Origin of the sequence: Pseudomonas songnenensis, assembly GCF_003696315.1 — a bacterium.
Lineage (GTDB): Bacteria > Pseudomonadota > Gammaproteobacteria > Pseudomonadales > Pseudomonadaceae > Stutzerimonas > Stutzerimonas songnenensis.
On record NZ_RFFN01000005.1, the window covers coordinates 170,958 to 196,664 of the forward strand.

The 25,707-nt window shown below is 63.4% G+C and carries 23 protein-coding genes, 1 pseudogene and 1 riboswitch; of the genes and pseudogenes, 14 read left to right on the forward strand and 10 right to left on the reverse strand.

All coding sequences use genetic code 11. From position 1 onward, the window contains the following. Positions 1 to 119 precede the first annotated feature (119 nt). The gene (locus EA798_RS14825; RefSeq protein ID WP_122099435.1) at positions 120 to 1,031 is read left to right on the forward strand and encodes an SDR family oxidoreductase; all 912 of its coding nucleotides are present in this window, start codon (positions 120 to 122) and stop codon (positions 1,029 to 1,031) included. Positions 1,032 to 1,075: 44 nt separating this feature from the next. On the opposite strand, the gene dauA is transcribed toward EA798_RS14825, so the two are convergent. Beyond that, positions 1,076 to 2,806, reverse strand: a complete 1,731-nt coding sequence (gene dauA, locus EA798_RS14830) for a C4-dicarboxylic acid transporter DauA (RefSeq protein ID WP_122099436.1) — start codon at positions 2,804 to 2,806, stop codon at positions 1,076 to 1,078. A 190-nt stretch (positions 2,807 to 2,996) separates the two neighbouring features. On the opposite strand from dauA, the gene EA798_RS14835 reads away from it, so the two are divergent. Both EA798_RS14835 and mqo read left to right on the forward strand, forming a co-directional pair. Continuing rightward, entirely contained in the window at positions 2,997 to 3,284 is a 288-nt protein-coding gene (locus tag EA798_RS14835) for a PA4642 family protein (RefSeq protein ID WP_106155673.1), read from the forward strand. A 338-nt stretch (positions 3,285 to 3,622) separates the two neighbouring features. Next, a complete protein-coding gene (mqo, locus tag EA798_RS14840; RefSeq protein WP_256075813.1) occupies positions 3,623 to 5,128 on the forward strand; it encodes a malate dehydrogenase (quinone) in 1,506 nt (501 codons plus the stop codon). Between the two features lie 89 nt (positions 5,129 to 5,217). On the opposite strand, the gene EA798_RS14845 is transcribed toward mqo, so the two are convergent. After that, entirely contained in the window at positions 5,218 to 5,409 is a 192-nt protein-coding gene (locus tag EA798_RS14845; protein ID WP_122099437.1) for a hypothetical protein, read from the reverse strand. A gap of 169 nt (positions 5,410 to 5,578) precedes the next feature. Here EA798_RS14845 and EA798_RS14850 point away from each other — a divergent pair, with 169 nt between their 5' ends. After that, complete coding sequence (locus EA798_RS14850) at positions 5,579 to 6,163, forward strand: YajG family lipoprotein (protein ID WP_106155670.1); 585 nt, start codon at positions 5,579 to 5,581, stop codon at positions 6,161 to 6,163. A gap of 140 nt (positions 6,164 to 6,303) precedes the next feature. On the opposite strand, the gene EA798_RS14855 is transcribed toward EA798_RS14850, so the two are convergent. Next, positions 6,304 to 7,653: a DUF1329 domain-containing protein gene (locus tag EA798_RS14855; protein ID WP_122099438.1), complete on the reverse strand. Its 1,350-nt coding sequence runs from the start codon at positions 7,651 to 7,653 to the stop codon at positions 6,304 to 6,306. A 391-nt stretch (positions 7,654 to 8,044) separates the two neighbouring features. Between EA798_RS14855 and EA798_RS20990 the strand changes: the two genes are divergently transcribed. Continuing rightward, positions 8,045 to 8,320: a hypothetical protein gene (locus EA798_RS20990; protein WP_122099439.1), complete on the forward strand. Its 276-nt coding sequence runs from the start codon at positions 8,045 to 8,047 to the stop codon at positions 8,318 to 8,320. 61 nt (positions 8,321 to 8,381) lie between these two features. Here EA798_RS20990 and EA798_RS14865 read toward each other — a convergent pair whose 3' ends face one another. Further along, positions 8,382 to 9,548, reverse strand: coding sequence for a 1-acyl-sn-glycerol-3-phosphate acyltransferase (locus EA798_RS14865; RefSeq protein ID WP_122099508.1), 1,167 nt, complete (start codon positions 9,546 to 9,548; stop codon positions 8,382 to 8,384). Between the two features lie 240 nt (positions 9,549 to 9,788). On the opposite strand from EA798_RS14865, the gene EA798_RS14870 reads away from it, so the two are divergent. The 3 genes from EA798_RS14870 to EA798_RS14880 are packed head-to-tail and all read left to right on the forward strand — an operon-like array spanning position 9,789 to position 10,861. After that, the gene (locus EA798_RS14870) at positions 9,789 to 9,971 is read left to right on the forward strand and encodes a CPXCG motif-containing cysteine-rich protein (RefSeq protein WP_106155667.1); all 183 of its coding nucleotides are present in this window, start codon (positions 9,789 to 9,791) and stop codon (positions 9,969 to 9,971) included. Next, entirely contained in the window at positions 9,971 to 10,231 is a 261-nt protein-coding gene (locus EA798_RS14875; RefSeq protein ID WP_015277957.1) for a putative signal transducing protein, read from the forward strand. Before EA798_RS14870 ends, EA798_RS14875 begins: the two co-directional genes overlap by 1 nt. Positions 10,232 to 10,243: 12 nt before the next feature. Continuing rightward, complete coding sequence (locus EA798_RS14880) at positions 10,244 to 10,861, forward strand: SOS response-associated peptidase (protein ID WP_122099440.1); 618 nt, start codon at positions 10,244 to 10,246, stop codon at positions 10,859 to 10,861. Positions 10,862 to 10,892: 31 nt separating this feature from the next. On the opposite strand, the gene EA798_RS20995 is transcribed toward EA798_RS14880, so the two are convergent. Next, positions 10,893 to 11,735 (reverse strand): methyl-accepting chemotaxis protein, encoded by an 843-nt coding sequence (locus EA798_RS20995; RefSeq protein WP_376780569.1) that lies wholly within the window; start codon positions 11,733 to 11,735, stop codon positions 10,893 to 10,895. A gap of 15 nt (positions 11,736 to 11,750) precedes the next feature. Continuing rightward, positions 11,751 to 13,022: pseudogene (locus EA798_RS21000) on the reverse strand (methyl-accepting chemotaxis protein); the annotation flags it as partial. Positions 13,023 to 13,151: 129 nt separating this feature from the next. Here EA798_RS21000 and EA798_RS14890 point away from each other — a divergent pair. Continuing rightward, on the forward strand, positions 13,152 to 13,970 hold the full coding sequence (locus tag EA798_RS14890; RefSeq protein WP_106155664.1) for a M48 family metallopeptidase: 819 nt from the start codon (positions 13,152 to 13,154) through the stop codon (positions 13,968 to 13,970). A 22-nt stretch (positions 13,971 to 13,992) separates the two neighbouring features. On the opposite strand, the gene EA798_RS14895 is transcribed toward EA798_RS14890, so the two are convergent. The 4 genes from EA798_RS14895 to EA798_RS14910 all read right to left on the reverse strand — a co-directional run bounded on the left by EA798_RS14895 (position 13,993) and on the right by EA798_RS14910 (position 17,422). Continuing rightward, positions 13,993 to 14,436 carry an ester cyclase gene (locus tag EA798_RS14895; RefSeq protein ID WP_106155663.1) on the reverse strand — a complete coding sequence of 148 codons (444 nt, stop codon included), beginning with the start codon at positions 14,434 to 14,436 and terminating at the stop codon, positions 13,993 to 13,995. A gap of 85 nt (positions 14,437 to 14,521) precedes the next feature. Further along, a complete protein-coding gene (locus EA798_RS14900) occupies positions 14,522 to 15,109 on the reverse strand; it encodes a TMEM165/GDT1 family protein (RefSeq protein WP_106155662.1) in 588 nt (195 codons plus the stop codon). Between the two features lie 90 nt (positions 15,110 to 15,199). Continuing rightward, positions 15,200 to 15,316, reverse strand: a riboswitch (yybP-ykoY riboswitch). 54 nt (positions 15,317 to 15,370) lie between these two features. After that, on the reverse strand, positions 15,371 to 16,369 hold the full coding sequence (locus EA798_RS14905) for a class I SAM-dependent methyltransferase (RefSeq protein WP_106155661.1): 999 nt from the start codon (positions 16,367 to 16,369) through the stop codon (positions 15,371 to 15,373). 93 nt (positions 16,370 to 16,462) lie between these two features. Beyond that, positions 16,463 to 17,422 (reverse strand): 2-hydroxyacid dehydrogenase, encoded by a 960-nt coding sequence (locus tag EA798_RS14910; protein ID WP_122099442.1) that lies wholly within the window; start codon positions 17,420 to 17,422, stop codon positions 16,463 to 16,465. Positions 17,423 to 17,490: 68 nt separating this feature from the next. Between EA798_RS14910 and EA798_RS14915 the strand changes: the two genes are divergently transcribed. The 5 genes from EA798_RS14915 (at position 17,491) to EA798_RS14940 (ending at position 25,585) form a co-directional block, all read left to right on the forward strand. Next, positions 17,491 to 18,120 (forward strand): LysE family translocator, encoded by a 630-nt coding sequence (locus EA798_RS14915; protein WP_106155659.1) that lies wholly within the window; start codon positions 17,491 to 17,493, stop codon positions 18,118 to 18,120. Positions 18,121 to 18,225: 105 nt separating this feature from the next. Beyond that, positions 18,226 to 19,911: a fatty acid--CoA ligase gene (locus EA798_RS14920; protein WP_106155658.1), complete on the forward strand. Its 1,686-nt coding sequence runs from the start codon at positions 18,226 to 18,228 to the stop codon at positions 19,909 to 19,911. A 371-nt stretch (positions 19,912 to 20,282) separates the two neighbouring features. After that, entirely contained in the window at positions 20,283 to 20,933 is a 651-nt protein-coding gene (locus tag EA798_RS14930; RefSeq protein WP_122099443.1) for an MBL fold metallo-hydrolase, read from the forward strand. Between the two features lie 130 nt (positions 20,934 to 21,063). Further along, complete coding sequence (locus EA798_RS14935) at positions 21,064 to 21,717, forward strand: YiaD family glycine zipper/OmpA-like lipoprotein (RefSeq protein WP_106155655.1); 654 nt, start codon at positions 21,064 to 21,066, stop codon at positions 21,715 to 21,717. A gap of 148 nt (positions 21,718 to 21,865) precedes the next feature. Further along, on the forward strand, positions 21,866 to 25,585 hold the full coding sequence (locus EA798_RS14940; RefSeq protein ID WP_122099444.1) for a CHASE domain-containing protein: 3,720 nt from the start codon (positions 21,866 to 21,868) through the stop codon (positions 25,583 to 25,585). Positions 25,586 to 25,707: the final 122 nt, after the last annotated feature.

Below are 25,707 nucleotides of genomic sequence, written 5' to 3' on the forward strand. Positions count from 1 at the left end.
TCGAAGGGCATCCCCGCCCCTTATGCCCAGGCATTCATTTCTGGTCGGTTGGTTGTGACGTGCAGTCACCTGATCGAAACTCGCGGCACTTTCATCCAACAAGAACGAGGGAATCCCGCATGACTGATGCCATCCGCTTCGAAGACAAGGTAGTGATCGTTACCGGGGCCGGCGGTGGGCTTGGCCGGGCGCATGCCCTGTTGTTCGCTCGTCACGGTGCGAAGGTCGTGGTCAACGATCTGGGCGGCAGCACCCAGGGGGAGGGCGCCAACAGTTCAGCGGCAGATCGGGTGGTCGAAGAGATTTGCCAGGCAGGTGGCACGGCTATTGCCAATCATGATTCGGTCACCGATGGCGACCGAATCGTGCAACAGGCTCTGGACACCTACGGCCGCATTGATGTCGTGGTCAACAACGCCGGCATCCTGCGCGACAAGACTTTCCACAAGATGGAAGACGCCGATTGGGATCTGGTTTACCGCGTGCATGTCGAAGGCGCCTACAAGGTTACTCGTGCCGCCTGGCCGCATATGCGCGAGCAGAACTACGGACGGGTCATCTTCACCGCGTCGACCTCCGGCATCTACGGCAACTTCGGCCAGTCCAATTACGGCATGGCCAAGCTCGGGCTATACGGGTTGACTCGCACGCTGGCGCTGGAAGGGCGCAAGAACAACGTGCTGGTCAACGCCATTGCGCCTACCGGCGGTACGCGGATGACCGAGGGGCTGATTCCTCCGCAGGTGTTCGAGCAGCTCAAGCCGGAGTTGGTCAGCCCGTTGGTGGTCTATCTGGCCAGTGAGCAGTGCCAGGAAACCTCAGGCCTGTTCGAAGTGGGCGGTGGCTGGATGGGCAAGGTGCGCTGGGAGCGCAGTCTCGGCGTCGGTTTCGATCCGAAGGCCGGTTTCGATGCTGAGGACGTCGCCGCGCAGTGGCAGCAGATCTGCAGTTTCGAGAACGCCGCGCACCCGGCCGACAACATGGACGCCTTGAAGGAAATGATGGCCAACCTGCAAAAGCATGCTGGTTGACGGTCCCCTGGCTTGATTGGCGCTGTCGGTTGAGCCGGCGGCGCTCAGCCCACAACCGCGTCGGGCTCCGGGCGTAGCAGACGCAGCGCCTTTTCGCGGGCCTGGCTCAGGTCGCGGACATAGAGCAGATGCCCTTGCAGCCGATGGATGCCCGCGCGGCGCAGTTTCAAGCGCACGCGGGCATTACTGCCGCTCAGGATCAGCGTCACGCCCAGCCGACGGTAATCCACCAGGACGTTCTCCAGGGCCGCCAGCGCCGTCATGTCCAGCATCGGCACCGCGCTGATGTCGACGATCACTACCTTGACCTCCGGATTGAAGCGCCGCAGTGCACCCAGCGCCTTTTCCGCCGCACCGAAGAACAATGGCCCGCGGATCGCGTAGGTGGCGACATGCGCGGGCATGTCCTGCAGCAGCCGCCGCTGATCGCGCGACAGTGCGGTGGTGTCGGTCAGCTCGCTCATGCGCTTGATGAACAGCCCCGCGGCCAGCAGCAACCCGACGCCCACCGCCAGGACCATGTCGAACAGCACGGTGAGGACCAGGCAGGTCAGCAGCACCAGTACGTCACTGCGCGGCGCAATGCGCAGTACGTGCACGACGTGGGGCGCTTCGCTCATGTTCCAGGCCACCATCACCAGCAGCGCCGCCAGTGCCGCCATCGGCAGATAGCTGAACAGCGGCGCCAGCCAGAGAATCGCCACCAGCACCACACCGGCATGGATCATCGAGGCCAGCGGCGAAAACGCGCCGGCCCTGACATTGGTCGCGCTGCGGGCGATGGCGGCGGTCGCGGTGATGCCGCCGAACAGCGGCGCGACCAGGTTGCCCAGGCCCTGGCCGATCAGCTCGCCGTTGGGCTCGTGATTGCTTCCGGTCATGCCATCGGCAACGACGGCGCACAGCAGCGATTCGATGGCGCCGAGCATGGCGATGGCAAACGCCGGGGCGAGCAGCTGGCGGAACAGTTCGTAGCTCAGCTGCAGCGGCTCGCCGTCCGGGCCTGGCAACAGCCAGGGCCAGGCGAAGTCCGGCAGAAACGGTGGAATACCCGGGTGCGTCACGCCGTCCAGCGTGTAGCTGAAGCGTTCACCCAGTGTCGCTACGGATAATCCGGATGACTCCAACAGCAGGCCAGCCAACGCGCCTACCGTAAGCGCTACCAGATGCCCGGGTACTTTCGGAACCCAGCGCGGCCAGACGATCAGCACCGCCAGGCAGATGGCCGCCACCACGGCGTCGCCAAGATGCGCGCCCGGCAACGAGCGCAGCAGAAGGCTGACTTGCTCGACGTAGTGCTGCGGCTGCTCGGAGAGGGTCAGGCCGAACAGGTCCTTGATCTGCAAGGTGGCGATGACGATGCCGATGCCTGCCGTGAAGCCGAGGGTGACAGGGTAGGGGATGAAGGCGATCAGGCGGCCGGCACGTAGTAACCCAAGCGTGATCAGGATCAGGCCGGCGAGCATGGTGCAAAGCAACAGGCCGCCAAGGCCGAACTGCTGGGTGATCGGCAACAGGATCACCACGAAGGCCGCCGTCGGCCCGGAAACGTTGAAGCGCGAACCTCCGGTCAGCGCGATCAGCGGTGCGGCCACCAGTACGGTGTAGAGGCCATGTTGCGGCGCCACGCCGACGGCGATGGCCAGCGCCATCGCCAAGGGTATGGCGATGATGCCGACTGTCAGTCCGGCACTGATGTCACCACGCAGCGCGCGGGTTCCGTACCCCAGGCGCAGGGCCTGACGCCACGCGGAAAACAGAGGGGGAAGCTGCATGCCGGAACGCTCCTTGTACGCGAAGGCGCCATTATAGGCGCGGGCGCTTTTGTTATTTGTGCCGAACAATCGCCCGGTATGGTCGCATGGCGATGTACGACCTTGGTCGCAAGGCGTCCTGGCGCGTTGAGTGAGCCGCCTGCGAGGAGTAAACTGCCGCCCCCGTGAGACCCCGTGGACCGGAGGCGGCATGCGTAAAGACAAGAAGCAGGTGATTGGCGACGAGATCGCAGACGAGTCGATCAAGCTGTTTCTTCAGCCTGAGCCGGCTGACGATACTCCCCCTTCGCTGCACAAGCTGATCAAGGCCTATCGAGGCCTTCGCATCGATGATTTCGAGCGTTTTCTGGGTTTTTTCGTGGCTGCTGGCTACGACCTCGAAGCCAGGAACAGCAAGGGGCAGGACTTTATCGATCTGGTCGCCGACCAGCGTCATGCCAGACCCTACATCGAACTGATCGAGGCCATGCGCGGCTGAACCGAGCGGCACCGTTTCGTATCGAACGCATCGGGCACCGCTGCGGCTCGGTGCCACGAATCGGCGCCACCGAGGTCAGGCCCGGCAACATGATTCGCAATCGTTTTCCTCGCAGCGACCACCGTCGAGCTCTGGGCCAGGCCCGCTCCGGAAGGATCGTAGCGAGAGGAAGGAGGCCAAAAGCCGCCCTTCCGACAGCTGGCAGGCCGCCTCTGGTGGCCTGTTCTCGGGCACATGTTCCCGAGCAGCGGTCCAGGCACATGCTCCGTTCCTGACCGTCTGGCTGGTGGGTTTTACGGGGCCGCGTACTGCGGTCTCGACAGTTTAATGCTGTGATTCTGGAGAACGCGTTGATGACGCAACACGATAGCGAAGCAGTGGATATGGTGCTGGTGGGAGCCGGCATCATGAGTGCGACCCTGGCGGTACTGCTCAAGGAACTCGATCCCAATATCAAGCTGGAAATCGTCGAGCTGCAGGAATCCGGAGCCATTGAAAGCTCCAACCCGTGGAACAATGCCGGTACTGGTCACGCGGGCCTTTGCGAGCTGAACTACACCCCCGACAGCAAAGACGGCGCGATCGACATCAAGAAGGCCGTGCTGATCAACACCCAGTTCGAGGTTTCCAAGCAGTTCTGGGCCTATCTCGCCGACCGTGAAGGCTTCGGCTCTCCCCGCGATTTCATCAATGCCGTGCCGCACCTGAGCTTCGTGCGTGGCAGCAAGAACATCGACTACCTCAAGCGCCGCTTCGATGCACTGAAGACCCACCACGCCTTCGCCGACATGGAATACAGCGAGGATCGTGCGACGCTGGGCGAGTGGATGCCGCTGATGATGCCGGGTCGTGCTGCCGACGAGCCGATCGCCGCGACCCGCGCCATGAACGGCACCGACGTCAACTTCGGGGCGGTGACCAGTCAGCTGCTCGGCTATCTGGCGCGTAGCGGTGGCGTCAAGGTCTCCTACAACCAGAAGGTCACCGGTCTCGATCGCACGGCCAGCGGCTGGAAGGTCGATATCAAGAACACTCGCACCGGTGATTCGCGCCAGGTGCAGGCCGGCTTCGTTTTCCTCGGTGCCGGTGGCGCGGCGTTGCCGCTGCTGCAGATGTCCGGTATCGAGGAAGGCAAGGGCTTCGGCGGCTTCCCGGTCAGCGGCCAGTGGCTGCGCTGCGACAACCCGGAGATCGTCAAGCAGCACCAGGCCAAGGTCTACAGCCTGGCGGCAGTCGGCGCGCCGCCGATGTCGGTGCCGCACCTGGATACTCGCGTTGTCGATGGCAAGAAGTCCCTGCTGTTCGGACCTTATGCCGGTTTCACCACCAAGTTCCTCAAGCGCGGTTCCTTCATGGACCTGCCGCTGTCGATACGCCCGAGCAATATCGGCCCGATGATGGCGGTCGCGCGCGACAACATGGACCTGACGCGCTACCTGATCAAGGAAGTGATGCAGTCCATGGAGGATCGCCTGGAGACCCTGCGTGGTTTCTACCCTGAGGCCAAGGCGCAGGACTGGCGCCTGGAGATCGCAGGGCAGCGCGTGCAGATCATCAAGAAGGATCCGAAGAAAGGCGGCATCCTGCAGTTCGGTACCGAGCTGGTCGCGGCAAAGGACGGCACCATCGCCGCGCTGCTCGGCGCCTCGCCGGGTGCTTCGGTCACCGTATCGATCATGCTCGACCTGCTCGAGCGCTGCTTCCCCGAGCAGTACCGTTCCCAGGCCTGGTCGAGCAAGCTGCAGGAGATATTCCCGGCGCGCGAAACCACGCTGCAGAACGACGCCGCAGCCTATCGTGAGATCAGCCAGATGGCCGACAAGCGCCTGGGCCTGGAGTACTGAGCCACACGGCCAGTTCCGCCCTGAACGAGAAAGCCCCGTTCGAATGAACGGGGCTTTTTTGTGCGCGGATGGTTACTGTCTGGCTGCGCTCAGGCGGCGTGCAGGGATTCTGCGGGGAGCTCATGGCCAATCCAGCTCAGGCGAGCCTCCTGGACTTCGATCCATGCTGCACCGGCGGGCCTGTGGGTGCTGCTGAGCAGCATGCGGCAGCGGCCGTCCTCGTCGAGCAGGGCGAAGTGGCGGGGCTTGCGGCGGCGCAGCAGTGAAAGGATCTGGCGCATGGGGGCTCACTCGTGGCGACAGGGTTCGATCTTTATCGCAGATGCCTGTGACAGCCCGATGAACTGAACGGGGCGGCATCGCCGTCGGTCAGAAGCTCATCACTGTCGGCACTTCGTGCCGCTGGGTATACTGCGCGGCATTCGTCGTCCCTAACCTGGAGAAAGCAGCATGCTGCAACGCCTGTTGTTCGGTCTTGTCACCGTTCTTGGAATGAGCCTCGTAGGCTGTGCCCATAGCCCGCAGCAGCTCGATCCGAACCCCAAACTCAATGGCACCATCAACCCTGTCGGCCAGGGCCAGCCCGTGGTCGTGCGCGTGGTCGATGCGCGCCCCTCGCCAACCCTGGGCACGCGCGGCGGGCTTTACCCGGAAACCAGCGCGGTGATCGTGCCAAGTGCCAAGGTCATACCCAAGCTGCAGGCTCAGACCGAAGCTGCCGTGCGCCTGCTTGGCTTCACGCCATCGCCCAACGCATACAACGCCCCGCAACTGACCCTGACCCTGGCCGAGCTGAAGTATCAGTCGCCGAAAGAAGGGCTCTACGTGACTGAAGCCAATATCGGCGCAACGTTGAAGATCGAAGTGCAGAACGCCGGCAAGCGGTACAACGGCCGCTATGGTGCTTCGCTGAACCAGCGTTTCGGCATGGCGCCAAACGAGCAGACCAACACCAAGCTGGTCACCGATGTGCTGAGTGACGCACTGACCCGCGTTTTCCGCGACGACAACATCGGTCGTTTGCTGGCGCAGTAAAGCGTGAGCGGCAAGCACGTCTGACCGGGCTGCCGATCGAAGAACCCTGCCATGGCTCAGCCTGGCAGGGTTTTTCTTTTTACGGTGCATAAACGAAGACGCCCCGCGATTGGCGGGGCGTCGGTGCATCCAGACGAGTATCAGCGAACGCCGGAGTTGCGCAGGGCGGCCGGAGTGTACTGGTTGGAGTTGGCCTTGTAGTTGTAGGTGTAGGGGTTCTTCTCTTCGTTCTTCATACCCATGACCAGGTAGCGGCCGGAGATGAGGTCGTAGAGCGTCTCCATGGAGTACAGCGGAACCTGCACGTTATAGAAATGCAGGCCATGGGCTTCGGCCACGCGCCACAGCTGGTTGCGACCGTCGTAGTGGTCGACCACTGCGGCCTGCCAGGTGTCCTCGTCGATAAAGAAGTGGCGCTTGGCATAGATATGGCGCTCGCCAGTCTTCAGGGTCGCTTCCACTTCCCATACGCGGTGCAACTCGTAGCGGGTCAGGTCCTGATTGATGTGACCGGCCTTGATGATGTCGCTGTACTTGAGCTGCGGCGAATCCAGGCGATAGGCGTTGTACGGGATGTACAGCTCTTTCTTGCCGATCAGCTTCCAGTCGTAGCGGTCCGGCGCACCGTTGAACATGTCCAGGTTGTCGGAGGTGCGCAGGCCGTCGGCTGCTGTGCCGGGGCCGTCATAGGCAACCTGCGGGGCGCGGCGCACACGACGCTGGCCGGCGTTGTAGATCCACGCCATGCGCGGCTCCTTCACCTGATCCAGAGTTTCGTGTACCAGCAGTACGTTGCCGGCGAGGCGGGATGGCTCGGTGACCTGCTGCTTGAAGTAGAACAGCACGTTGCCATGCTTCTCGGGTTTGTAGTCGGTCAGGGTGTCGGTGTAGACCACTTCGTCGACGAACTTGACCAGGCTGAAATTGCCGTTCACCTGGGGCGTAGCCTGGGCGATCACGCGGCGCGCGGAGCCGCCGCGATAGCGGGTGATGTGGTTCCAGATGACTTCCATGCCGTCTTTCGGGATCGGGAACGCGATGGCCTTGTCGAAGTTTTCCAGGCCGTTGCCGCCACGGACCATGTTGGTCTGCGTGGCGTTGCGCGCTGCGGCGTCATACACGTGCTGCGGCATGGCTGCGCTGCGCCGGGTCTCGTAGACCGGCAGGCGATAGCTCTCCGGGTAGCGCTTGAACATGGCGATCTGGCCAGGCGTCAGGTTGTCCTTGTACTGCTCGAAGTTCTTCGCCGTGATGGTGAACTTTGGCTTGTCGTTGGGATAGGGATCGCCAACGAAACCGTCGGCCGATACCGCTGCGGCGTCCTGCGGCAGTCCGCCGGTCCATGCCGGAATGGTGCCTGCTGCGTTGCCGGCTTTCTCCGCGCCGACGGGCGTCAGCTCGTTGCCCAGGCGCGCAGCTTCCGATTCGGAAACCGCCGCCATGACGTTGCTGGCGAGCAGTGAAAGCGTGAGCGCTCCGGTTGTGAACATTGTTATTTTCATTATCTCGTCCTGTCGTTCTGAATAGCTGATTCCCCGGGGCGCCGATGGCAACCGGCGCCAAGTGATACGGCATAGCGATCTGTGCCGGCAGCGATCTTCGCCATGAAGACATCTATCCGCCGGCCAAGCAGGCTTGGCCCGAGCGATGCCAAATGTGCTTGGCTGCCGTCCCCGCACACGCTCTAGTACGCCGTTTCGAGGTATGTCGAGGGTGCGGGTGAGGCTGCCTGTTAGTCAAGGCCGAGTGGTGAACACTACGTCATAAGTTGAGCTGATGATGGTGCGGGTTCAGTCGCGTTTTATCGGGTAGATCTCACGCGCTGCGTGCATACGGGTAAACTGCGCGGCTGCCCAGCGGCTTGCAGAAGTGGAAGGTGGAATGGCGTTACATGCGCAGTTGGGGATCGTCCTGACCCCTGCATTGGTTCTCAACGGATTGGCGCTGATTTGCGCGCTTTGCGGTAGCTGGTTGCTGGTTATCACCCATTGCCGTCAGATAGGTGCTTCGCGCCGGGCTGTCATCGCCCAGGCTCCGGCTTCGCGTAGCACGGCAGGCGATACCGCGACACAGCGAATCAATCAGGTGTTTTATCGGTTCGGATGGGCTGGTCTTCTGCTCGGTCTGGGCCTGTCGGCGGCTTCACGGTCGCTCTGAGCCAACGCTGCTGGTTGCAGAGCTGGGCCCGCTGCACGATGTACTGCGGGCCTTCTGCGTTTCAGGGCTCGAGCCCAGCGTTCAGGCGGTACTGATTACGTACCGGGGTGGCGTACTGCTGAATCAGATAGGGCTGCTGTACGCTCGGGCAGGCAGCCAGACGCTTGCTCCATTCGGCTTCGGCACGCTCCACTTCTTCACGACTGAACAGCTCGGCCGCGCTGGGCACCTGGATTTCCGGGTCCTGGTCATCCCACAAGCGATAGGCGAGGTAGTGCACCGGAAACAGCCGGTAGCTGCCAAGGATCTGCCGATCCACCAGTACCGCCATCTGCTTCGCATCCTCGGGAACGCTCTCCATCGGCGCGCCGAAAGCAATGTGCACGCGCCCTTTGTAGCCGGTGATACCCAAGGCGATGCTGGCGTCATCCTCGCCGGGCGCCTTGCTGTAGGTCCCCGTGGTGGCGCGGATGTACAGCTCGCGGGCCTTGGCCTGATCGCAGGGATCGTATTCGTAGCTGATCGCCACCGGCACTGGCCGCAGCGCTTCGATCGTCTCGGCGAAGGCTTCGTCCTTGCGGCTCATGTGCAGCATCTTGAGGATCGCCGAATCGGTGCGGTCATCGCCGTCCTTGGCCCGGCCCTCGGCCTGCGCAATCCACACCGATTCGCCGTCATTGCGAATCGAGTGATTGATATAGGCCGACAGTACCTGGTAGGCCGCCAGCTTCTCGCGCCGGCCGGTGATGGAGCGGCGCACGATAAAGCTTTTGTTCAATCGCATCAGGTCGCTGACGAAGGGGCGCTGCAACAGGTTGTCGCCAATGGCGATGCGTGGGGTGCGGATGCCGGCCTGGTACACGGCGTAGTTGACGAATGCCGGGTCCATGACGATGTCGCGGTGATTGGCCAGGAAGAGATAGGCGCGGCCTTGCTGCAATTGTTCCAGGCCGGAAAAGGTCACGCCGTCGGTAGCGCGCTCGATGGTCCGGTCGATATAGGCTTCGATCTTGTGCTGCAGGGCATCCACGGTGTGGATGCTGGCGAACTGCTTGCGCAGCCGGCGCGAGATGACCGGCTTGATCAGCCAGCCCAGGCTATCGGCCAGGCGTGGGAAGCGGAAGTGCGCCAGAATGTCGAGAAACTCGCGATCGGCGAACAGGCGTGCCATGACCGTCGGTACTTCGGCGTCGGCGTAGGGTCGGATGGCTTCGAATTCGTCCATCATGCTCTCTGTAAAGGAAACGGGGAACGGGCCGGCAGCGCGGAGGCACGACGATTCGCGGAACGGACCGGAGCCGGCTGGCTCATACTCATCGAGTAAACGGCTGGTTCGGCTGATCGTCAGTGAAGCCTGCATGCGGCCCAGGGTGCCCATCACGGGCACGCCGAGTCGGTCTTTTGATAAAGGTCCGAATCGACGACCTTTAAAGACGGCGATTATAGCGACAAGTCACGCGGAGGTTTGATGCTCGAAACACAGGTCTTCAGTTGCCCTTACTGCGGCGAGCCGGTTGAAGCTGTGCTCGATCTCAGCGCAGGGGATCAGCAGTACATCGAGGATTGCGCCGTGTGCTGTCGACCGGTGGTGTTCGATCTGCGCACGGACGGCCAGCAATGGCAACTGGAAACGTTGCGGGAGGACGAGTGATGCGGCGGGTCTATGAGCCGCGCGACCTGCTTGAAGCCGAGATGCTCAGCGGCATGCTGATTGCGGAAGGCATCGAGGCATTCCTCGCGGGCAGTCACCTGATCGGCGCCATGGGCGAGCTGCCGGCGGCGGGCTTGCTCGGGCTCATGGTGCCGGACGAGGATGCCGAGCGGGCGCGTCAGCTGATCGCTGCGTACAATGGCGCCGAGCCGTTGCCGGGCGATGAACCGGAGAGTTATCCCGGCGAACTGATCTGCTGACGAGCCTTTCTTATGTGCGGTCGCTACGCCCTTTTCCGTTGGAGCCAGGACTTCGCCGCCTTGCCCGGTTTCCCGTCCGACCAGCAGCCGCACTGGAGTATCGCCCCAGGCGCTTCGGTGCTGTTGCTGCGCCAGATCGATCAGCAGTTGCAGCTCAGTCGTGTGCGCTGGGGGCTGACCCCGGCCTGGATGACTGACCTGACCCGGACGCCTGCACAGGCGCGAGCGGAAACCATTGCCGAGCAGCCGATGTTTCGCGAGGCCTTTCGCCTGCGTCGCGGCCTGCTGCCGGCCAACGGGTTCTACGAGTGGCGCGGTACGGCACGCAAGCGCCCGTACTGGATGACCACTGAGGGTTCACTGATGTACATGGCCGCGCTCTGGGAAGCCTACCCGGTGCAGGGCCATACCTACCTGAGCGCCGCGGTGGTAACCCTGCCGGCGGCGACGCTGCGCCGGCCGTTGATGCTCGATGAGGCCGGGCAGGCTGCCTGGCTCGATCCTGAAACGTCGCTGGAAACGCTGCAGGCGCTGATGGCTCAGCCGCAGCCGGCGTTGCGTGAACGACCGTTGGCGACCTTGGTGAATGATCCACGCCTCGATGGGCCGGAGTGCCTGACTCCGGCCTGATCAGTATATCGAGGGGCACGTGCCGGCCGTATCAGACCCTGAACTGGTTGATCAGTCGGCGCTGCTGCTCGGCCAGGCGAGTCAGCCCGGCGCTCGCCTGGCTGGCCTCGTCGGCACCGGCTGCGACCTGCTGGGCGACCTGCCCGATATTGGTGACGTTGCGATTGATGTCTTCGGCTACCGCGCTCTGTTCCTCGGCGGCGCTGGCGATCTGATTGTTCATGTCATTGATCAGCGAGACCGCCTGGGTGATCGCCTGTAGCGCTTCTGCGGCGGCATCGGCCTGTTCGACGCTGCGGCGCGTGCGGTTCTGGCTCTGCTCCATCACCTGTACGACGTCACGCGTGCCGCCCTGCAGCTGCTGGATCATCTGCTGAATTTCGCCGGTCGCCTGCTGTGTCTTTTGCGCCAGGTTGCGGACTTCATCGGCCACGACTGCAAAACCACGGCCTTGCTCGCCGGCCCGGGCCGCCTCGATGGCGGCGTTCAGGGCGAGCAGGTTGGTCTGCTCGGCGATGCTGCGGATGGTGATCAGGATGGCGTCGATGTTTTCGCTGTCGCGGGCGAGCGTCTGTACCACATCCACCGCTCGGCCGATCTCGCTGGCCAGTTCGGCGATGGTCGCGCCGGTGTCCTGGACGATGTGCCGGCCCTGATTGGCAGCGCGATCGGCATTGTTGGCGGCTTCGGCAGCCTGGGTCGCATTGCGTGCCACGTCCTGGGCAGTGGCGGTCATCTCGTGCACGGCCGTGGCAACCAGTTCGATTTCGGCCAGCTGCGTCTGCACGCCCTTGTCGGTTCGAATGGCGATGTCGGCGGTGTGTTCGGATGCATCGCTGACCTTCTGCACCGAGCTGACCACTTCGCTGATCATGCCTTGCAGGCGCGCGAGGAACGCGTTGAACCCGGCCGCGATCTGGCCAAGCTCGTTGCGGCTGTTGATATTCAGGCGCTGGGTGAGGTCGCCTTCGCCCTGGCTGATGTTGTCGAGCATGACCACCATGTCGCGCAGCGGCCGGGTGATACGGCGGCTGATCAGCCATATCGCGAGCAGCCCGGCGAAGGCGATGAGCATGCCGATGACGAGCATGGTGGCAAGGTTGCTGCGGCTTTCCTCGCCGAGCGCGACCATCAGCTGGTCCAGCTCCTTCATCACTTCTGCGGTTGGCAGCTCCAGCATCAGCACCCAGCGCGCGTCAGTGCCGGGGAATGAAAACGGCAGGAACAGTGCGACGCGGCCGCGAGCGTGGTCGATTCGGTAGTGGGTCTGGCCGGCAGGCAGCTGCTTGACCAACCTCTGCTCGTCGGCGTCCAGAAGCTGTGCTGCGGGTTTGCCGAGCAGGTTCTGGTCGCGGCTGTAGGCAGCCAGACGGCCGTTGCTGGAGATCAGCGCGATCTGCCCGACGCCGCCGTACAGCTCGCTGTTGGCGCTGCTCAGCAATTGCTGCATGAAGTCGACGCTGATGTCCGCACCAACGATGCCGTGAAACGTGCCATCGATGATGATCGGTGCATTGAAGGAGGAAAGCAGCTGGGTCTGCCCGTTCATTTCGTACGGCGCAGGGTCGCCGACGCAGGGTTTGAGCTGTTCACGTGGGCACAGATAGTACTCGCCGGCACGGACGCCCGTTTCCAGCAATGTTGTGTCCTCGATATCGGTGAGTCGCTCGGTCAGCAGCTTGCCGCTGGCGTCGCGGTATATCCAGCTGGCGAAGCGGCCCTCGAGCATGCCCGGGACATCGCCGCGGTACATCACGTCATTGGCGTCCACGCCGTTGGGTTCCCAGGCGATATAGGTGCTGGTCAGGCTGGGGTTCTCGATCAGCGTCTGGCGCGCCAGGTTGATCAGCTCTTCGCGGGTCAGGTTTGCCATCGGCATACCCTCGTCGTCGCTGAGGCCGGTGAGGGTGTGCACGCGGGCCAGGCCGGTAGCGATCTGCAAGGGCGCCTGCAGCTGTGCCTGGATGCGACTGACCTGCGATTGTGCCAACGCGGTGACGCGCTGTTCGACCATGCCGTCGATCAGCGTGCGGGTCCGCTCCTCGACCAGCGCCTGACTGCGCATGCCGGAAACCATCGCGTACAACAGCAGCGCCGCAATGATGGCTAGCGTGCAGGCGCCGGCCAATGCCGCGAAAGCGGTCTGGATGGATCTGAACATGTGCGTACTCCAGTTGCGCAGCGGATAACCAGGCTATCGGCAGGATTTGCGACAACTACAGTGGGACCGCTGGTTGCCTGGTCGTTAGGCCCGCTCTAGGATACGGCCGAGGTTTTCCGGAGAAACTCGATGTTCAAGCCGCACAGATTGTCCATGCTGATCGCCGCTGCCGTGCTGGCAGGCTGTCAGGCCGTCAACACCACCAGCGGCGGTGCCGTGGGTGTCGAACGCAAGCAGTACATGTTCAGCATGCTGTCGACCGACCAGGTCAACCAGATGTATGCGCAGTCCTACCAGGAGACGCTCAGCAAGGCCGCGAGCCAGGGCGTGCTGAAGAAGGACACCGCGGTTGCCAAGCGCGTCAATGGGATTGCCCAACGGCTGATCGCCAAGGTGCCGGTGTTCCGTCCTGACGCTGCCCAATGGGCCTGGGAAGTCAATGTCATCGACAGCCCGGAACTCAATGCCAACTGCGGCCCTGGTGGAAAGATCATCTTCTACACCGGCCTGATCGAGAAGCTGAAGCTCACTGACGACGAAATCGCCGCGGTGATGGGGCACGAGATTGCCCACGCACTGCGTGAGCACGGACGTGAAGCCATGTCCAAGGCTTATGGTGTGCAGATGGCGACTCAGCTGGGCTCGGCCATGGGCGTCGGCACCGGCGGCCTGCAGCTGGCGAACATGGGTGTCGAGTACCTGATGACCCTGCCGAACAGTCGTGGCAACGAGAACGAGGCGGATCTGATTGGCCTGGAACTGGCCGCTCGCGCCGGTTACAACCCGAACGCCGCAATCACGCTGTGGGAGAAGATGGCGTCTGCCGGAGGTTCGGCACCGCCCGAGTTCATGAGCACGCACCCGTCGTCGACAACCCGCACCGCGGCGCTGAAGGCGAATATTCCGAAAGTCATGCCGCTTTACGAGCAGGCCCGCGGCGGTCGTTGACCGTTGGCCTGTCGCCGGCCGTTCAGGCCGGCGACAGCAGCGCAGCCAGCGGCGTTTCGATACCCAGCTGCTGGTGCACACTCTCCAGGTCGATGAGGGTGTTGATTTCTTCGATGTCTCCGGCCGGATTGAGCGTCCAGACGCTCATGACGGCAATGGCGAGAATCTTGTCGGTGACCGAGTGGCCGAACAGCGGGGTGGCCAACGTGCCCATCACGGTGCTTGAGGTGACCACCTTGTGGCCCTCGCAAATGCACTCGTCCACTACCACTTCCAGATCGGGCATGGCGTTGCGCACGTTGCGCACGAGCTCGGCGAAGCCGGCGCTGCTCAGCGGCTGGCCGATGAGTGAGCCCTTATAGGCGAAATACTTGCTCTGCATCTGTTCGGAGAGGGCCAGCCGGCCCTTGTTCCAGCTCAGATCGATATGGTTGCAGACTCGTTTCTTGCGTCCATCCGCTGACATGCAGCCTGATCTCCTCGGGGCGCTGATGGTGCGCTGCGGTAGCGCACTCTATCAGCTCCCCGAAGACGCAGATTTGCGCTGCGTATCAGCCTGAGACAATCGTGCTCATGGTCAGGGCCTGATACCCGGCGTAGAGCGCCAGGGCCGCGAAGCCAGCCGCCGCGACTCGGCGAATCAGCGTCAGCGGCAGTCGGTCCGCCGCGAAATGACTGACCAGCACCACCGGAACGTTGGCCAGCAGCATGCCCACCGTGGTGCCGAGAATGACCAGCACGAACTCAGGGTACTGCGCAGCCAGCATCACCGTGGCGACCTGGGTCTTGTCACCCATCTCGGCAATGAAGAAGGCGATCGTGGTCGCTACGAAGGGACCGTAGGGGCGCCCCAGGCGTGCATCATCGTCGTCCAGCTTGTCCGGCACCAGCGTCCACAGCGCGACGGCGGCGAAGCTCGCGGCGAGAATCCAGCTAAGGGTCACGGGTGAGAACAGCCCCGATACCCAGCTGCCAACCGCGCCGGCGGCGGCATGATTGGCCAGCGTGGCCACGACGATGCCCCAGATGATCGGCCACGGCCGGCGATAGCGCGCGGCCAGCAACAATGCGAGCAGCTGGGTCTTGTCGCCGATTTCGGCCAGGGCAACGATCAGAGTGGGAACGAAAAACGATTCCAAGCGGCATTCCTTTAGGGCGGGTCGACAGATTCACCATGACATGCGCAGCCTGCCCGCCCGGGTCAGGTGTACATGTCATGAGTCTTGTCAAACCTGGCCTGGCGTATCGTTACGCGCTGGCCGGTCGCATGCGCCATGGTCTGCGGACCAAGTATGTTGACGCATGCCGGACGAGCAGGGCGCTCGTCGGAGACTACTCCCCCAAGGACGGCGGCGAGTTTGCCGCAAGCGGCCGGCCGGTGCAACCGCCTGTCGCCGGCGTCAGGAGCATATGGCGCGGTAGATGCGAAAGCCGTTGCGCTCGACAACGGTCTGGCAGGCACCGAGATGCTGCTCGATCAGTGGCGGATAGCGGAGAAAAGCGTTGGCCACCAAGCGTAGCTCGCCGCCGCTCGACAGATGCTCGGCGGCCCGCTCGATCAGCGTTTCGCTGGCGTGATAGTTGGTGTGCACGCCCTGGTGGAACGGTGGGTTGCTGATGATTGCCGCCAGCTGCCGAGGGGCGGCATCGATGCCATCGCCGGCGATCACTTCAGCTTCGAGCCCATTGGCGGCGAGCGTCCGGCGACTGCTCTCGACGGCAAAGGCGTCGACGTCCAGCAGCACCAGCTCGCTTTGCGGATAACGGCGCTTCAGCGTGGCGCCGATAACACCGGCGCCGCAGCCGAAATCGAGTACCCGCCCGCTGGGCAGATTGTCGAGGTGCTCGAGTAGCAGGGCGCTGCCGACGTCCAGGCGCCCGTGACTGAATACCCCGGGCAGGCTGATCACCTGCAGCGGCCCGTCGTCCAGCTCCAGCGTGAACTGGTGAGCCAGTGCATCGAGGTCCGGAACGGCCGGTGTCTGTTCTATCTCGCCCTGCCAGAGCTGGCAGTGGCGCGCGCTGTCGAGTTTGCGGGCTCGGCCGAGACTGGCGAGCTGTTTCGCGGCGCGTTCGACACCCGCGCGCTTTTCCCCGACCAGATAAAGCGGGCGGCCTGCCAACTGTGCTGCCAGCGCCTGCAGCACGTAGTCAGTCAACTCGCGGGACTTTGGCAGGAACAGCACGGCGGCGACGTATTCGCCGGGCGGTGGAGCGACGCCGAAGCTGCAGCGTCCGCTGAAGCGTTTGTTCAGCAGCTGCTGTTCGCCGGCGTGCCAGCTCCAGCCGACGGCGCCGGGCAACCTGCCCAGCAGGTCGTCGGCGGGCAGTCCGGCCAACAGCAGGCTGCCTTGGAACAGCTCGGCCTGACGCAGCAGTACTTCGCTTCGAGGGTCCATGAGCGTCTCCCTGGAAAAGTCGGCGAGCTTAGGTGCTATGGGCCGGTACTCGCAAGCTCGGGGCAGCGGCACAGCTGCCCCAGGCCACTTCTGTCAGTTGACCTGACGCAGCGGGGTGCCGGCAAAGAAGGCTGTGGCATTCTCGGTCAGCTGGACAACGATACGCTGACGCGCTTCGCGGCTGCCCCAGGCGCTGTGCGGGGTGATGATCAGCCGCGGCAGATCAGGCGCCAGCAGGGGGTTATCGTCCCGTGGCGGCTCGCTGGTCAGCACGTCGGTGGCAGCACCACCCAGGTGACCGCGGCGCAGGGCATCGGCCAATGCCTGTTCGTCCACCAGACCGCCCCGTGCGGCGTTGATCAGAAAGGTGGTCGGTTTCATCAGCTGCAGTTCGCGTGCGCCGATGAGGTTGCGCGTCTGCTCAGTCAGGGGGCAGTGCAGCGTGAGTGCGTCCACCTGTGGGAGCAGCTCGTCCAGATCCAGACGCTCCGGGCGCTTTGGTCGGCCCGGCAGATTGCCGACCAGCACGCGCATACCGAATGCTTCCGCGAGCCGGGCTACGGCGCTGCCGAGTTCGCCGTGGCCGAGGAGGCCAAGGGTCTTGCCCTCCAGCTCGACGATGGGGAAGTCCAGCAGGCAGAACTGTCCGCTTTCCTGCCAGCGTCCGCGGGCGACGGCGGCCTGGTAGTCGGGCAGCCGCGTGGCCAGCGCCAGCAGCAGCATCAGGGTGTGCTGGGCGACGGTGGGTGTGCCGTAGGCCTGGCAGTTGCTGACCACGATGCCTCGCTCGCGGGCGGCCTGCAGGTCGATGTTGTTGACGCCGGTGGCCGAGACCAGGACGAGCTTCAGTTCGGGGCAGGCGGCCAGGATCTCGGCCGAGAGGGAAACCTTGTTGACGATTGCGACCTGGGCGCCCTGCAAGCGCTCGACGATCTGGTCGGTTGTGCTTTGCTCATGACAGACGAGTTCGCTGAAAGCGTTCCGCAGCGGGTCGAGGTCGAGATCGCCTTGTTCGAGGGGAGAGAGATCGAGAAAAACGGCGCGATTGGGCATCAACTGTACCTTTTCGAGGAAACCGGGGCTGGCCGACAATGTGGGCTGGCATGGCGTGGAGATAGACTGTGTACTGGATCGAATTTATGACCGTGGCGCTGGTGCATCTACTCGCGGTGGCGAGCCCCGGACCGGATTTTGCGGTGGTGGTGCGCGAAAGCGTGACCCAGGGCCGGCGTGTCGGAAGCTGGACTGCCTTGGGGGTCGGCTGCGGGATATTCGTCCATGTCGCCTATTCCCTGCTCGGCATTGGCCTGATCGTCTCGCAGTCGATTGTGCTGTTCAACCTCTTCAAGTGGCTGGCGGCTGGGTATCTGCTGTACCTCGGCTGGCGTGCGCTTCGCGCGCGGCCGATGAACCTGGATGTGACCGATGAAACACATGCGCGTGCGGGGCGTTCGGCCTGGCAGGCGTTCGCTGTCGGTTTCGTTACCAACGGCCTGAATCCCAAGGCCACGCTGTTCTTCCTCTCGCTATTCACCGTCGTGATCAGCCCCGATACACCGCTGTTGGTGCAGGCCGGTTACGGCGTCTATCTCGCCGGTGCAACCGCGCTGTGGTTCCTGCTGGTGGCCTGGCTGTTCAGCCGAGGCCGCGTGCGCGCTGGCTTTGCGCGGATGGGCCACTGGTTCGACAGGCTGACCGGCGCGGTGTTGATCGGCCTTGGTGTACGCCTGGCGGTGAGCGAAATCGGTTAACACGCTGAAACGAGGTGCGGGGAAAATAATCCTTTGGACTGATTTTGCACGGGGCCGGACGCTCTAGAGTGCAGCTTACAACTCCAACAAGAACAGGATGCCCCCATGCTGCAGACCCGTGTGATCAAGCCCGCGGCTAACGCCTACCAGTACCCTCTGCTGATCAAGCGTCTTCTGTTGTCCGGTGTGCGTTACGAGCGCAGTCGCGAGATCGTCTACCGCGATCATCTGCGTTATGACTACCGCACCCTCACCCAGCGTGTGGCGCGGCTGGCCAATGTGCTGACCGAAGCCGGGGTCAAGCCGGGCGATACGGTGGCGGTGATGGACTGGGACAGCCATCGCTACCTCGAATGCATGTTCGCCATCCCCATGATCGGCGCGGTGGTACACACCATCAACGTGCGGCTGTCGCCGGATCAGATCCTCTACACCATGAACCACGCCGACGACCGCTTCGTACTGGTCAACAGCGAGTTCGTGCCGCTGTATCAGGCGATCGCCGGCCAGCTGACCACCGTGCAGAAGACCCTGCTGCTCACCGACAGCGATGCGCACGATGTTGGCCTGCCGGACTGCGTCGGCGAGTACGAAAGCCTGCTGGCTGCCGCCGCGCCGAGCTACGACTTTCCCGATTTCGACGAGGACTCGGTCGCCACGACCTTCTACACCACCGGCACCACCGGTAACCCAAAGGGCGTGTACTTCACCCACCGCCAGCTGGTGCTGCACACCCTGGCCGCGGCGGTGACCGTCGGCTGTCGGGAAAATCCGCGGCTGATGGGCTCGGACGACGTCTACATGCCGATCACGCCGATGTTCCATGTGCATGCCTGGGGGTTGCCCTATGTCGCCACCATGCTCGGCCTCAAGCAGGTCTATCCGGGCCGCTACGACCCTGAGTACCTGATCGACCTGTGGCGCCGTGAGCAGGTGACTTTCTCTCATTGCGTGCCGACCATCGTGCAGATGCTGCTCAACGCCAAGGCGGCCCAGGGTACCGACTTCAAGGGCTGGAAGATCACCATTGGCGGCAGCGCGCTGACCCGCGGCCTCTACGACCAGGCCAAGGCGTCCGGTATGAACCTGATCGCCGCGTACGGCATGTCCGAGACCTGCCCGCTGATTTCCGGCGCGCACATCAACGACGAGCTACTCGAGGCTGACGAAGACACCCGCAGTACCTTCCACCTCAAGGCGGGCGTTCCCGTGGTGCTGGTCGATGCGGCCATCCAGGCAGCGGACGGCAGCTTCCTGCCGGCGGATGGAAGCTCTCAGGGCGAGCTGGTGCTGCGTGCACCCTGGCTGACCCAGGGCTACTACAACGAGCCGGAGAAGAGCGAAGAGCTGTGGGCCGATGGCTGGCTGCACACCGGCGACGTCGCGGTCATAGACGAGATGGCCAATATCGAGATTCGCGACCGCATCAAGGACGTGATCAAGACCGGCGGCGAATGGCTGTCGTCCCTTACCCTTGAAGGGCTGATCAGCCGTCACGAGGCGGTGCGTGATGTCGCCGTGGTTGGTGTGCCGGACGAGCGTTGGGGCGAGCGGCCCTTTGCCCTGGTGGTGCTGTGTGAAGGCCGTGAACTGAGCGCTGCCGACTTGCAGGCGTTCCTCGAGCCGGCGGTGGCCGAAGGGCATATCAACAAGTGGGCGATTCCGCAGCAGATCGCCGTGGTTTCGGAAATCCCCAAGACCAGCGTCGGCAAGCTGGACAAGAAGCGCATCCGCAGCGAGATCGCTCGCTGGCAGGAAGACGCCGTGGCGGCGCAGCCCTCGCCGAGCTGAGCCGAGGCTCCAGTCGGCATTGAGTAGGTTTGTACTCGGCTCGGCTTGGCACCCAGAGTGAAGGGTTTGCCGTGCAGCTGGTGCTCGGGTCGGTCGCGGCTACGGAGCTGCAATGTGTCCTCGGCTTAGCCGCTGACGAGCAGGCTATTCAGCGCTGGGCGCAGCTGGCGTGCATGTTCGGCAACTTGATGGCCGTTCATGCAGCCCGGCAGACCGATATGGGTAATCTGCAAACAGGGACATGCGCAGGCGAGCAATCGTGACTTCGGCGCCAATGGTCAGGCATCCGCCATTGCCGGGAGCGCGAGCAGTCGGCATCCTGCTGGCCGGCGCCCCGGCGCAGTGAACATGCAGAAACCAGAGGACGCCACATGGCTGTCACCCAACCGATGTTGATCCGCGAGACCTTCCCTGTCGGCCCGTTGCAGTGCAACTGCACGATCATTGGCGATCCTGTGAGCAAGAAGGCCATTGTCGTCGACCCGGGTGGCGATCCCGAGAAGATCATGGCGCGGCTGGACTTTCACGGCCTGAAAGTGGTGAGCATCATCCATACCCATGCGCATCTGGATCATTTTCTGGCTTCCGGTCGGATGAAGGAGCAGACCGGCGCCACGCTGCATCTGCACAAGGCCGACCAGTTCCTCTGGGATAACCTGGAGATGCAATGCCGCATGTTCGGCGTGCCTTACACGCCGGTCCCGGCGCCGGACCAATGGCTGGCCGATGATGAGGAGCTGGCCTGCGGCTGTGGCGTGGCGCTGCACACACCGGGACACACTCCTGGCTCGATGAGCTTCTGGTTTGCCGATGCCAAGCTGCTGATCGCCGGCGATACGCTGTTTCGCCGCGGGATCGGTCGCACGGATCTGTGGGGCGGCGATTATGCGAGTATCGAGCGCTCCATCAAGCAGCGCCTCTATACGCTCGACGAGGAGGCCACAGTGGTCACCGGCCACGGCCCGGACACCCGTCTGGGCGATGAGATGCGTGACAATCCCTTCGTGCGCGCCGGCGCCTGACGAGCCGTTGGACCGGTTCTGTTGCACGGTTCCTATCCCTGCTGGTGGGCAGTGGTAATCTAGCGCTGCATTCAGGGTTCGTGTCTACGAAGCGCGCTGCCCTGGTAACTGACGAGAGAAGGAAGTACCTATGAAAATGCTGAACATGACCGCTCTCGCAGCGGGCGTTGCGCTGCTGGTCGGTTGTACCACCAACCCTTACACCGGCGAGCAGCAGGCCGGCAAGGCGGGCGTATATGGCGGTATCGGTGCCGTCAGCGGTGCGGTCATCGGTGCTGCGACTTCGAGCAAGAAGGATCGCACCAAGGGTGCACTGATCGGTGCTGCGGTCGGTGGCGCGGCTGGCGGTGGCTACGGCTACTATGTCGACACCCAGGAAGCCAAGCTGCGCCAGACGCTGCAAGGCACCGGCGTTCAGGTTCAGCGCAACGGCGACAACCTGACGCTGATCATGCCCGGCAACATCACCTTTGCCAGCAACTCCGCTGACATTTCCAGCAGCTTCTACCCGACGCTCAATTCGCTGGTGCAGGTCTTCAAGGAGTTCAACAAGAACGGCGTCGATATCGTCGGCCATACCGACAGTACCGGCTCGCTGCAGCTGAACCAGGATCTGTCCAACCGCCGCGCCCAGAGCGTCGCGTCGTACCTGATCTCCAATGGTGTAGCACCCGCGCGTATCTCGTCCTACGGTGCCGGCCCGAGTCAGCCGATTGCCAGTAACGACACCGCGGCCGGTCGTGCGCAGAACCGTCGCGTCGAGATCAATCTGCGTCCGCTGTAAGCGCTGATAGACAGCGGGGCTGCAATGGCCTCGCTGTTGACGAAAAACAGACGCCACTAATCCGTTAATCCTTCGCGCCATTGAACCTCTCTGCACTATTCGAATCTGACATTCGATAGCACGCCAGTAGTGGCACAGAGGAGGTCGAATGGATGATCGTCCCGCTCTCCATTCCCGCAGGTCCTGGTTGCCATTACTGGTCGCACTGGCCCTGATGGCGGGGCTGGGTGGATGGATTGGCTGGCAATGGCACGTCCAGGAGCAGCGCAGCAAGGTCGAGCAGGAGCAGCGCTTCACCTTTGCCGTCGATGATATCGAGCACACCCTTCGCGAGCGGATGCGCGCCTACGAGATGGTGTTGCGTGGCCTGGCTGGCGTGGTGGCGGGTAGTGATGAAGTGAAGGTGGACGACTGGGCGCGTGCCGCGGACCAGTTGCAGCTGCAGGACTTCTATCCCGGTATCCAGGCCGTTGCGCTGGCACGCCATGCGACTTCAGACACCCTTGACGGCATTATCGAGCAGATCCGCAGCTCGGGTCGCGAGCGCTTTCGCATGTACCCGTCGGGCGTGCGCGACGAGTATGTCGTGACCGATTACATCCACCCGACCGATTGGCGTAACCGGAGGGTGCTCGGCTTCGATCTGTTCAGCGAGGCAACCCGTCGCGAGGCGATCGTCAGCACCCGTAACAGCGGTAATCCGGTTCTTACCGGGCCGCTGCGTCTCAAGCAGGAAACCGAACAGAACGTCCAGGTTGGCGTGCTGCTGTTCTTCCCGCTCTATGCCGCAACTGCGCCGGTGACCACCGAGGAAGAGCGTCAGCGCGCCTTCGTCGGAACGTTGCACGGCGCGTTCCGCCTCACCGATCTGATGGAGGGCATCCTCGGTTCGCGGAGCCGGATGCTGCAGCTGCAGCTGTTCGATGCCGCCAATCCGGACTCTCCGCTGCTGGCGGGGCGTGCGCCGGTCAGCGCCGATGCCAAGTTCCAGCGGATCCGTAATATCTACATGTATGGCCGTAGCTGGCAGCTGCAGGTCGCGAGTACACCGGAGTACGAGGCGGTGCTGCGTGACAATAACCGGGCCTTCAGCCTCGCGGCGGCGCTTACCGCGGCGGCGCTCTTTTCCTTGCTGGTCGGTGGCTATCTGTATCTGCGCGAACGCGCGTTACGCAACAGCCAGATGTTGAGCCTGCAACTGCAGGAGCGCGAAGCACGTTTCCGCCAGTTGATCGAGCAACTGCCGGTAGCGACATTGTTATGCAACGCTGGCGGCCGTATCGAACTGGCCAATCAGAGTGCGGCACAGCTGTTTGGCAGCACGGCGGAGCTGCTGGCCGGCGAGCGGGTGAGCCGTTACGTGCCTGGCGTGCTCGGCGAGCAGGTACTGCGGCAGCTGCGGGAGACCAGCCAGCTCGAGCTGCAGGCCCAGCGCGAGGATGGCAGGTCCATACCAGTGGCGGTCAGTCTGACCAGCTTCAACCATGACGATGCGTTGTACTACGTGCTGAACCTGCTCGATCTGCAGGCGCGCAAGCGTGACGAGGAACGCTTCCGCAATGTGGTGGAGGCATCTCCCAACGCGTTCGTGCTGGTGGATGTTCACGGCGATATCGTCATGGTCAACCGTCAGACCGAGGTGCTGTTCGGCTACACGAGACAGGAACTGCTCGGCCAGCCGGTGGAGCGACTGTTGCCCGAAGCGTTGCGTGAAGCCCATCGCGGCTTGCGCCAAGGCTACACCGAGCATCCCGAACCACGGCGCATGGGCAGCAATCGCGAGCTGTTCGGCCTTCATCGTGATGGCAGCGCGCTGCCGGTGGAGATCGGCCTGTCGCCCTTGCGCAGTGGCGACGAGCAGCTGGTGCAGGCAGTGATCATCGACATCAGTCATCGCAAGGCCGCCGAGCGTCGCTTGCGCGAGCAGGCCGATCAGCTGGCCGTCGCCAATCGCTACAAGTCCGAATTCCTTGCCAACATGTCCCATGAGCTGCGCACGCCGCTGAACAGCATCCTGATCCTCAGCGATCAGCTGCGGCAGAACGGGGCTGGCAATCTGAACGAGAAGCAGGTTCGGCATGCCGACATCATCCACCGCGCCGGCCATGAACTGCTGCAACTGATCAACGACGTGCTGGACCTTGCGAAGATCGAGTCCGGTCACATGCAGCTCAAGCTGGAGCCGCTGAACCTGCGGGAAATGCTCGCCGAGCAGCAGGCATCGCTCGGGCCGATGGCCGAGCAGAAAGGGTTGCTGCTCAAGATCGAAGTCGACGCCGATGTGCCGGTCACGCTGAATTCCGATCGGGCACGGCTGCAGCAGATCCTGCGCAACCTGCTCACCAATGCGCTGAAGTTTACCGAGCAGGGTGAGGTGGAACTGCTGGCGAGCTGCCGCTGCGCCGAAGACGGTCCAGGCCAGACGCTGCAGTTGCAGGTGCGCGATAGCGGCATTGGCATTGCGAAAGATCAGCACGAGCGGATCTTCCAGGCTTTCCAGCAAATCGACGGTTCGATCAGCCGGCACTACGGTGGTACCGGGCTGGGGCTCGCGATCACCCGCCAGCTGGTGGAGGTGCTGGGCGGCCAGGTGACCGTCGAAAGCGAGCTGGGCCAGGGCGCGACGTTCACCGTGCTGTTGCCTATCGCCGCGGCATCGGGTGCGCCAACACAATCATTGCTGCCACCTCAGCCGCAGCGGCGCGGTCGCGGTCCCGGCCTGCTGATCATCGAGGACGATACGGACTTTGCCTCCGTGGTCGCCGAGGTCGGGCAGAGCCATGGTTTCACCAGCCTGATCTGCAATACCGGCGAGCAGGGGCTGGAAGCTCTGAGACGCGAGCATTTCGCTGCGGTGATCCTCGACATTCTGCTGCCGGATATCAGCGGCTGGCAGATCCATCGGGAGCTGCGTGGCGATGAGCGCCACCAGGGCATGCCGGTGATCATCATCTCCTGTGTGCCGCAGCCCAACGACTGGCACGACGATGGTTCGCGCTATCTGGTCAAGCCGGTCGCGCAATCGGAGCTGGAGCGCATCTTCATCGAGCTGGCGCGGCACGAGCACAACCCGCTGCGCCTGCTGCTGGTAGAGACCGAGCCGCGGCGCCGCGTACTGATCCGTGATTACTTCGAGCGGCTCGGTTACAGCGTCACGCTGGCTGCCAGTGGCGATAGCGCCCGACTGGCCTATGCCGAGCAGACATTCTCTGTCGTGGTGGTCGATAGCGAGCTGGCGGACGGCAGCGGGCTTGACCTGCTGGACGCCTTCGAGCGACTGCGCTCGCTGGAGGGCGTGACGGTGTTGGTGAACAGTCGCGAGCCGCTTTCGGAAAAGGATCTGCAACGTTTGCATGGCTACGCGGCCACCGTGCTGTCCAAAGAGGAAGCGGTGGAACGCCTGGGTGCACTGGTACGCCCGGAGCCTGCTCTGCCTGCCCCGACTGCCGCTGCTTCGCTGCATCTCGCGGCGCCCGGCCAGCGAGTGCTGCTGGTCGACGAGGATGTGCGCCTGATCTACTCGCTGACCGCCCAGCTGGACGAGCTGGGCATCCAGGTCGTGCCTGCCACCAGTGCTGCGGAAGCGCTGGAGCGTTTCGACGAGGATGCCTTCGATCTGGTAGTGCTGGACATGAGCCGGCCCGACGCGGAAGGTCCGGAGTTGGCGCGGCGGCTTAAGCAGGATCACGACTGCCGCGCGCCGATCATTGCGCTGGTGGGGGCGAACGACGAAGGCGCACGTGAACGGTGTATCGCGTCCGATGCCGATGAGGTGCTCACCAAGCCGGTCGAGGCGACGGCCCTGCGTGAATTGTTGCGACGCCGGCTGGGCCTGGAGTCGGGTACGGACGAGTCGGGAAAGGAGTAGCGATTGGTGCAGGCGGAACATGACAGTGCCGTGGCGTTGGTCTGCCCGGGGTGCGTGCGGTGCGTGACTGCCACGAGTGGTGTGCATTGCCGGCGGTTTGACTTAGTTGGCTTGGAGGTTGG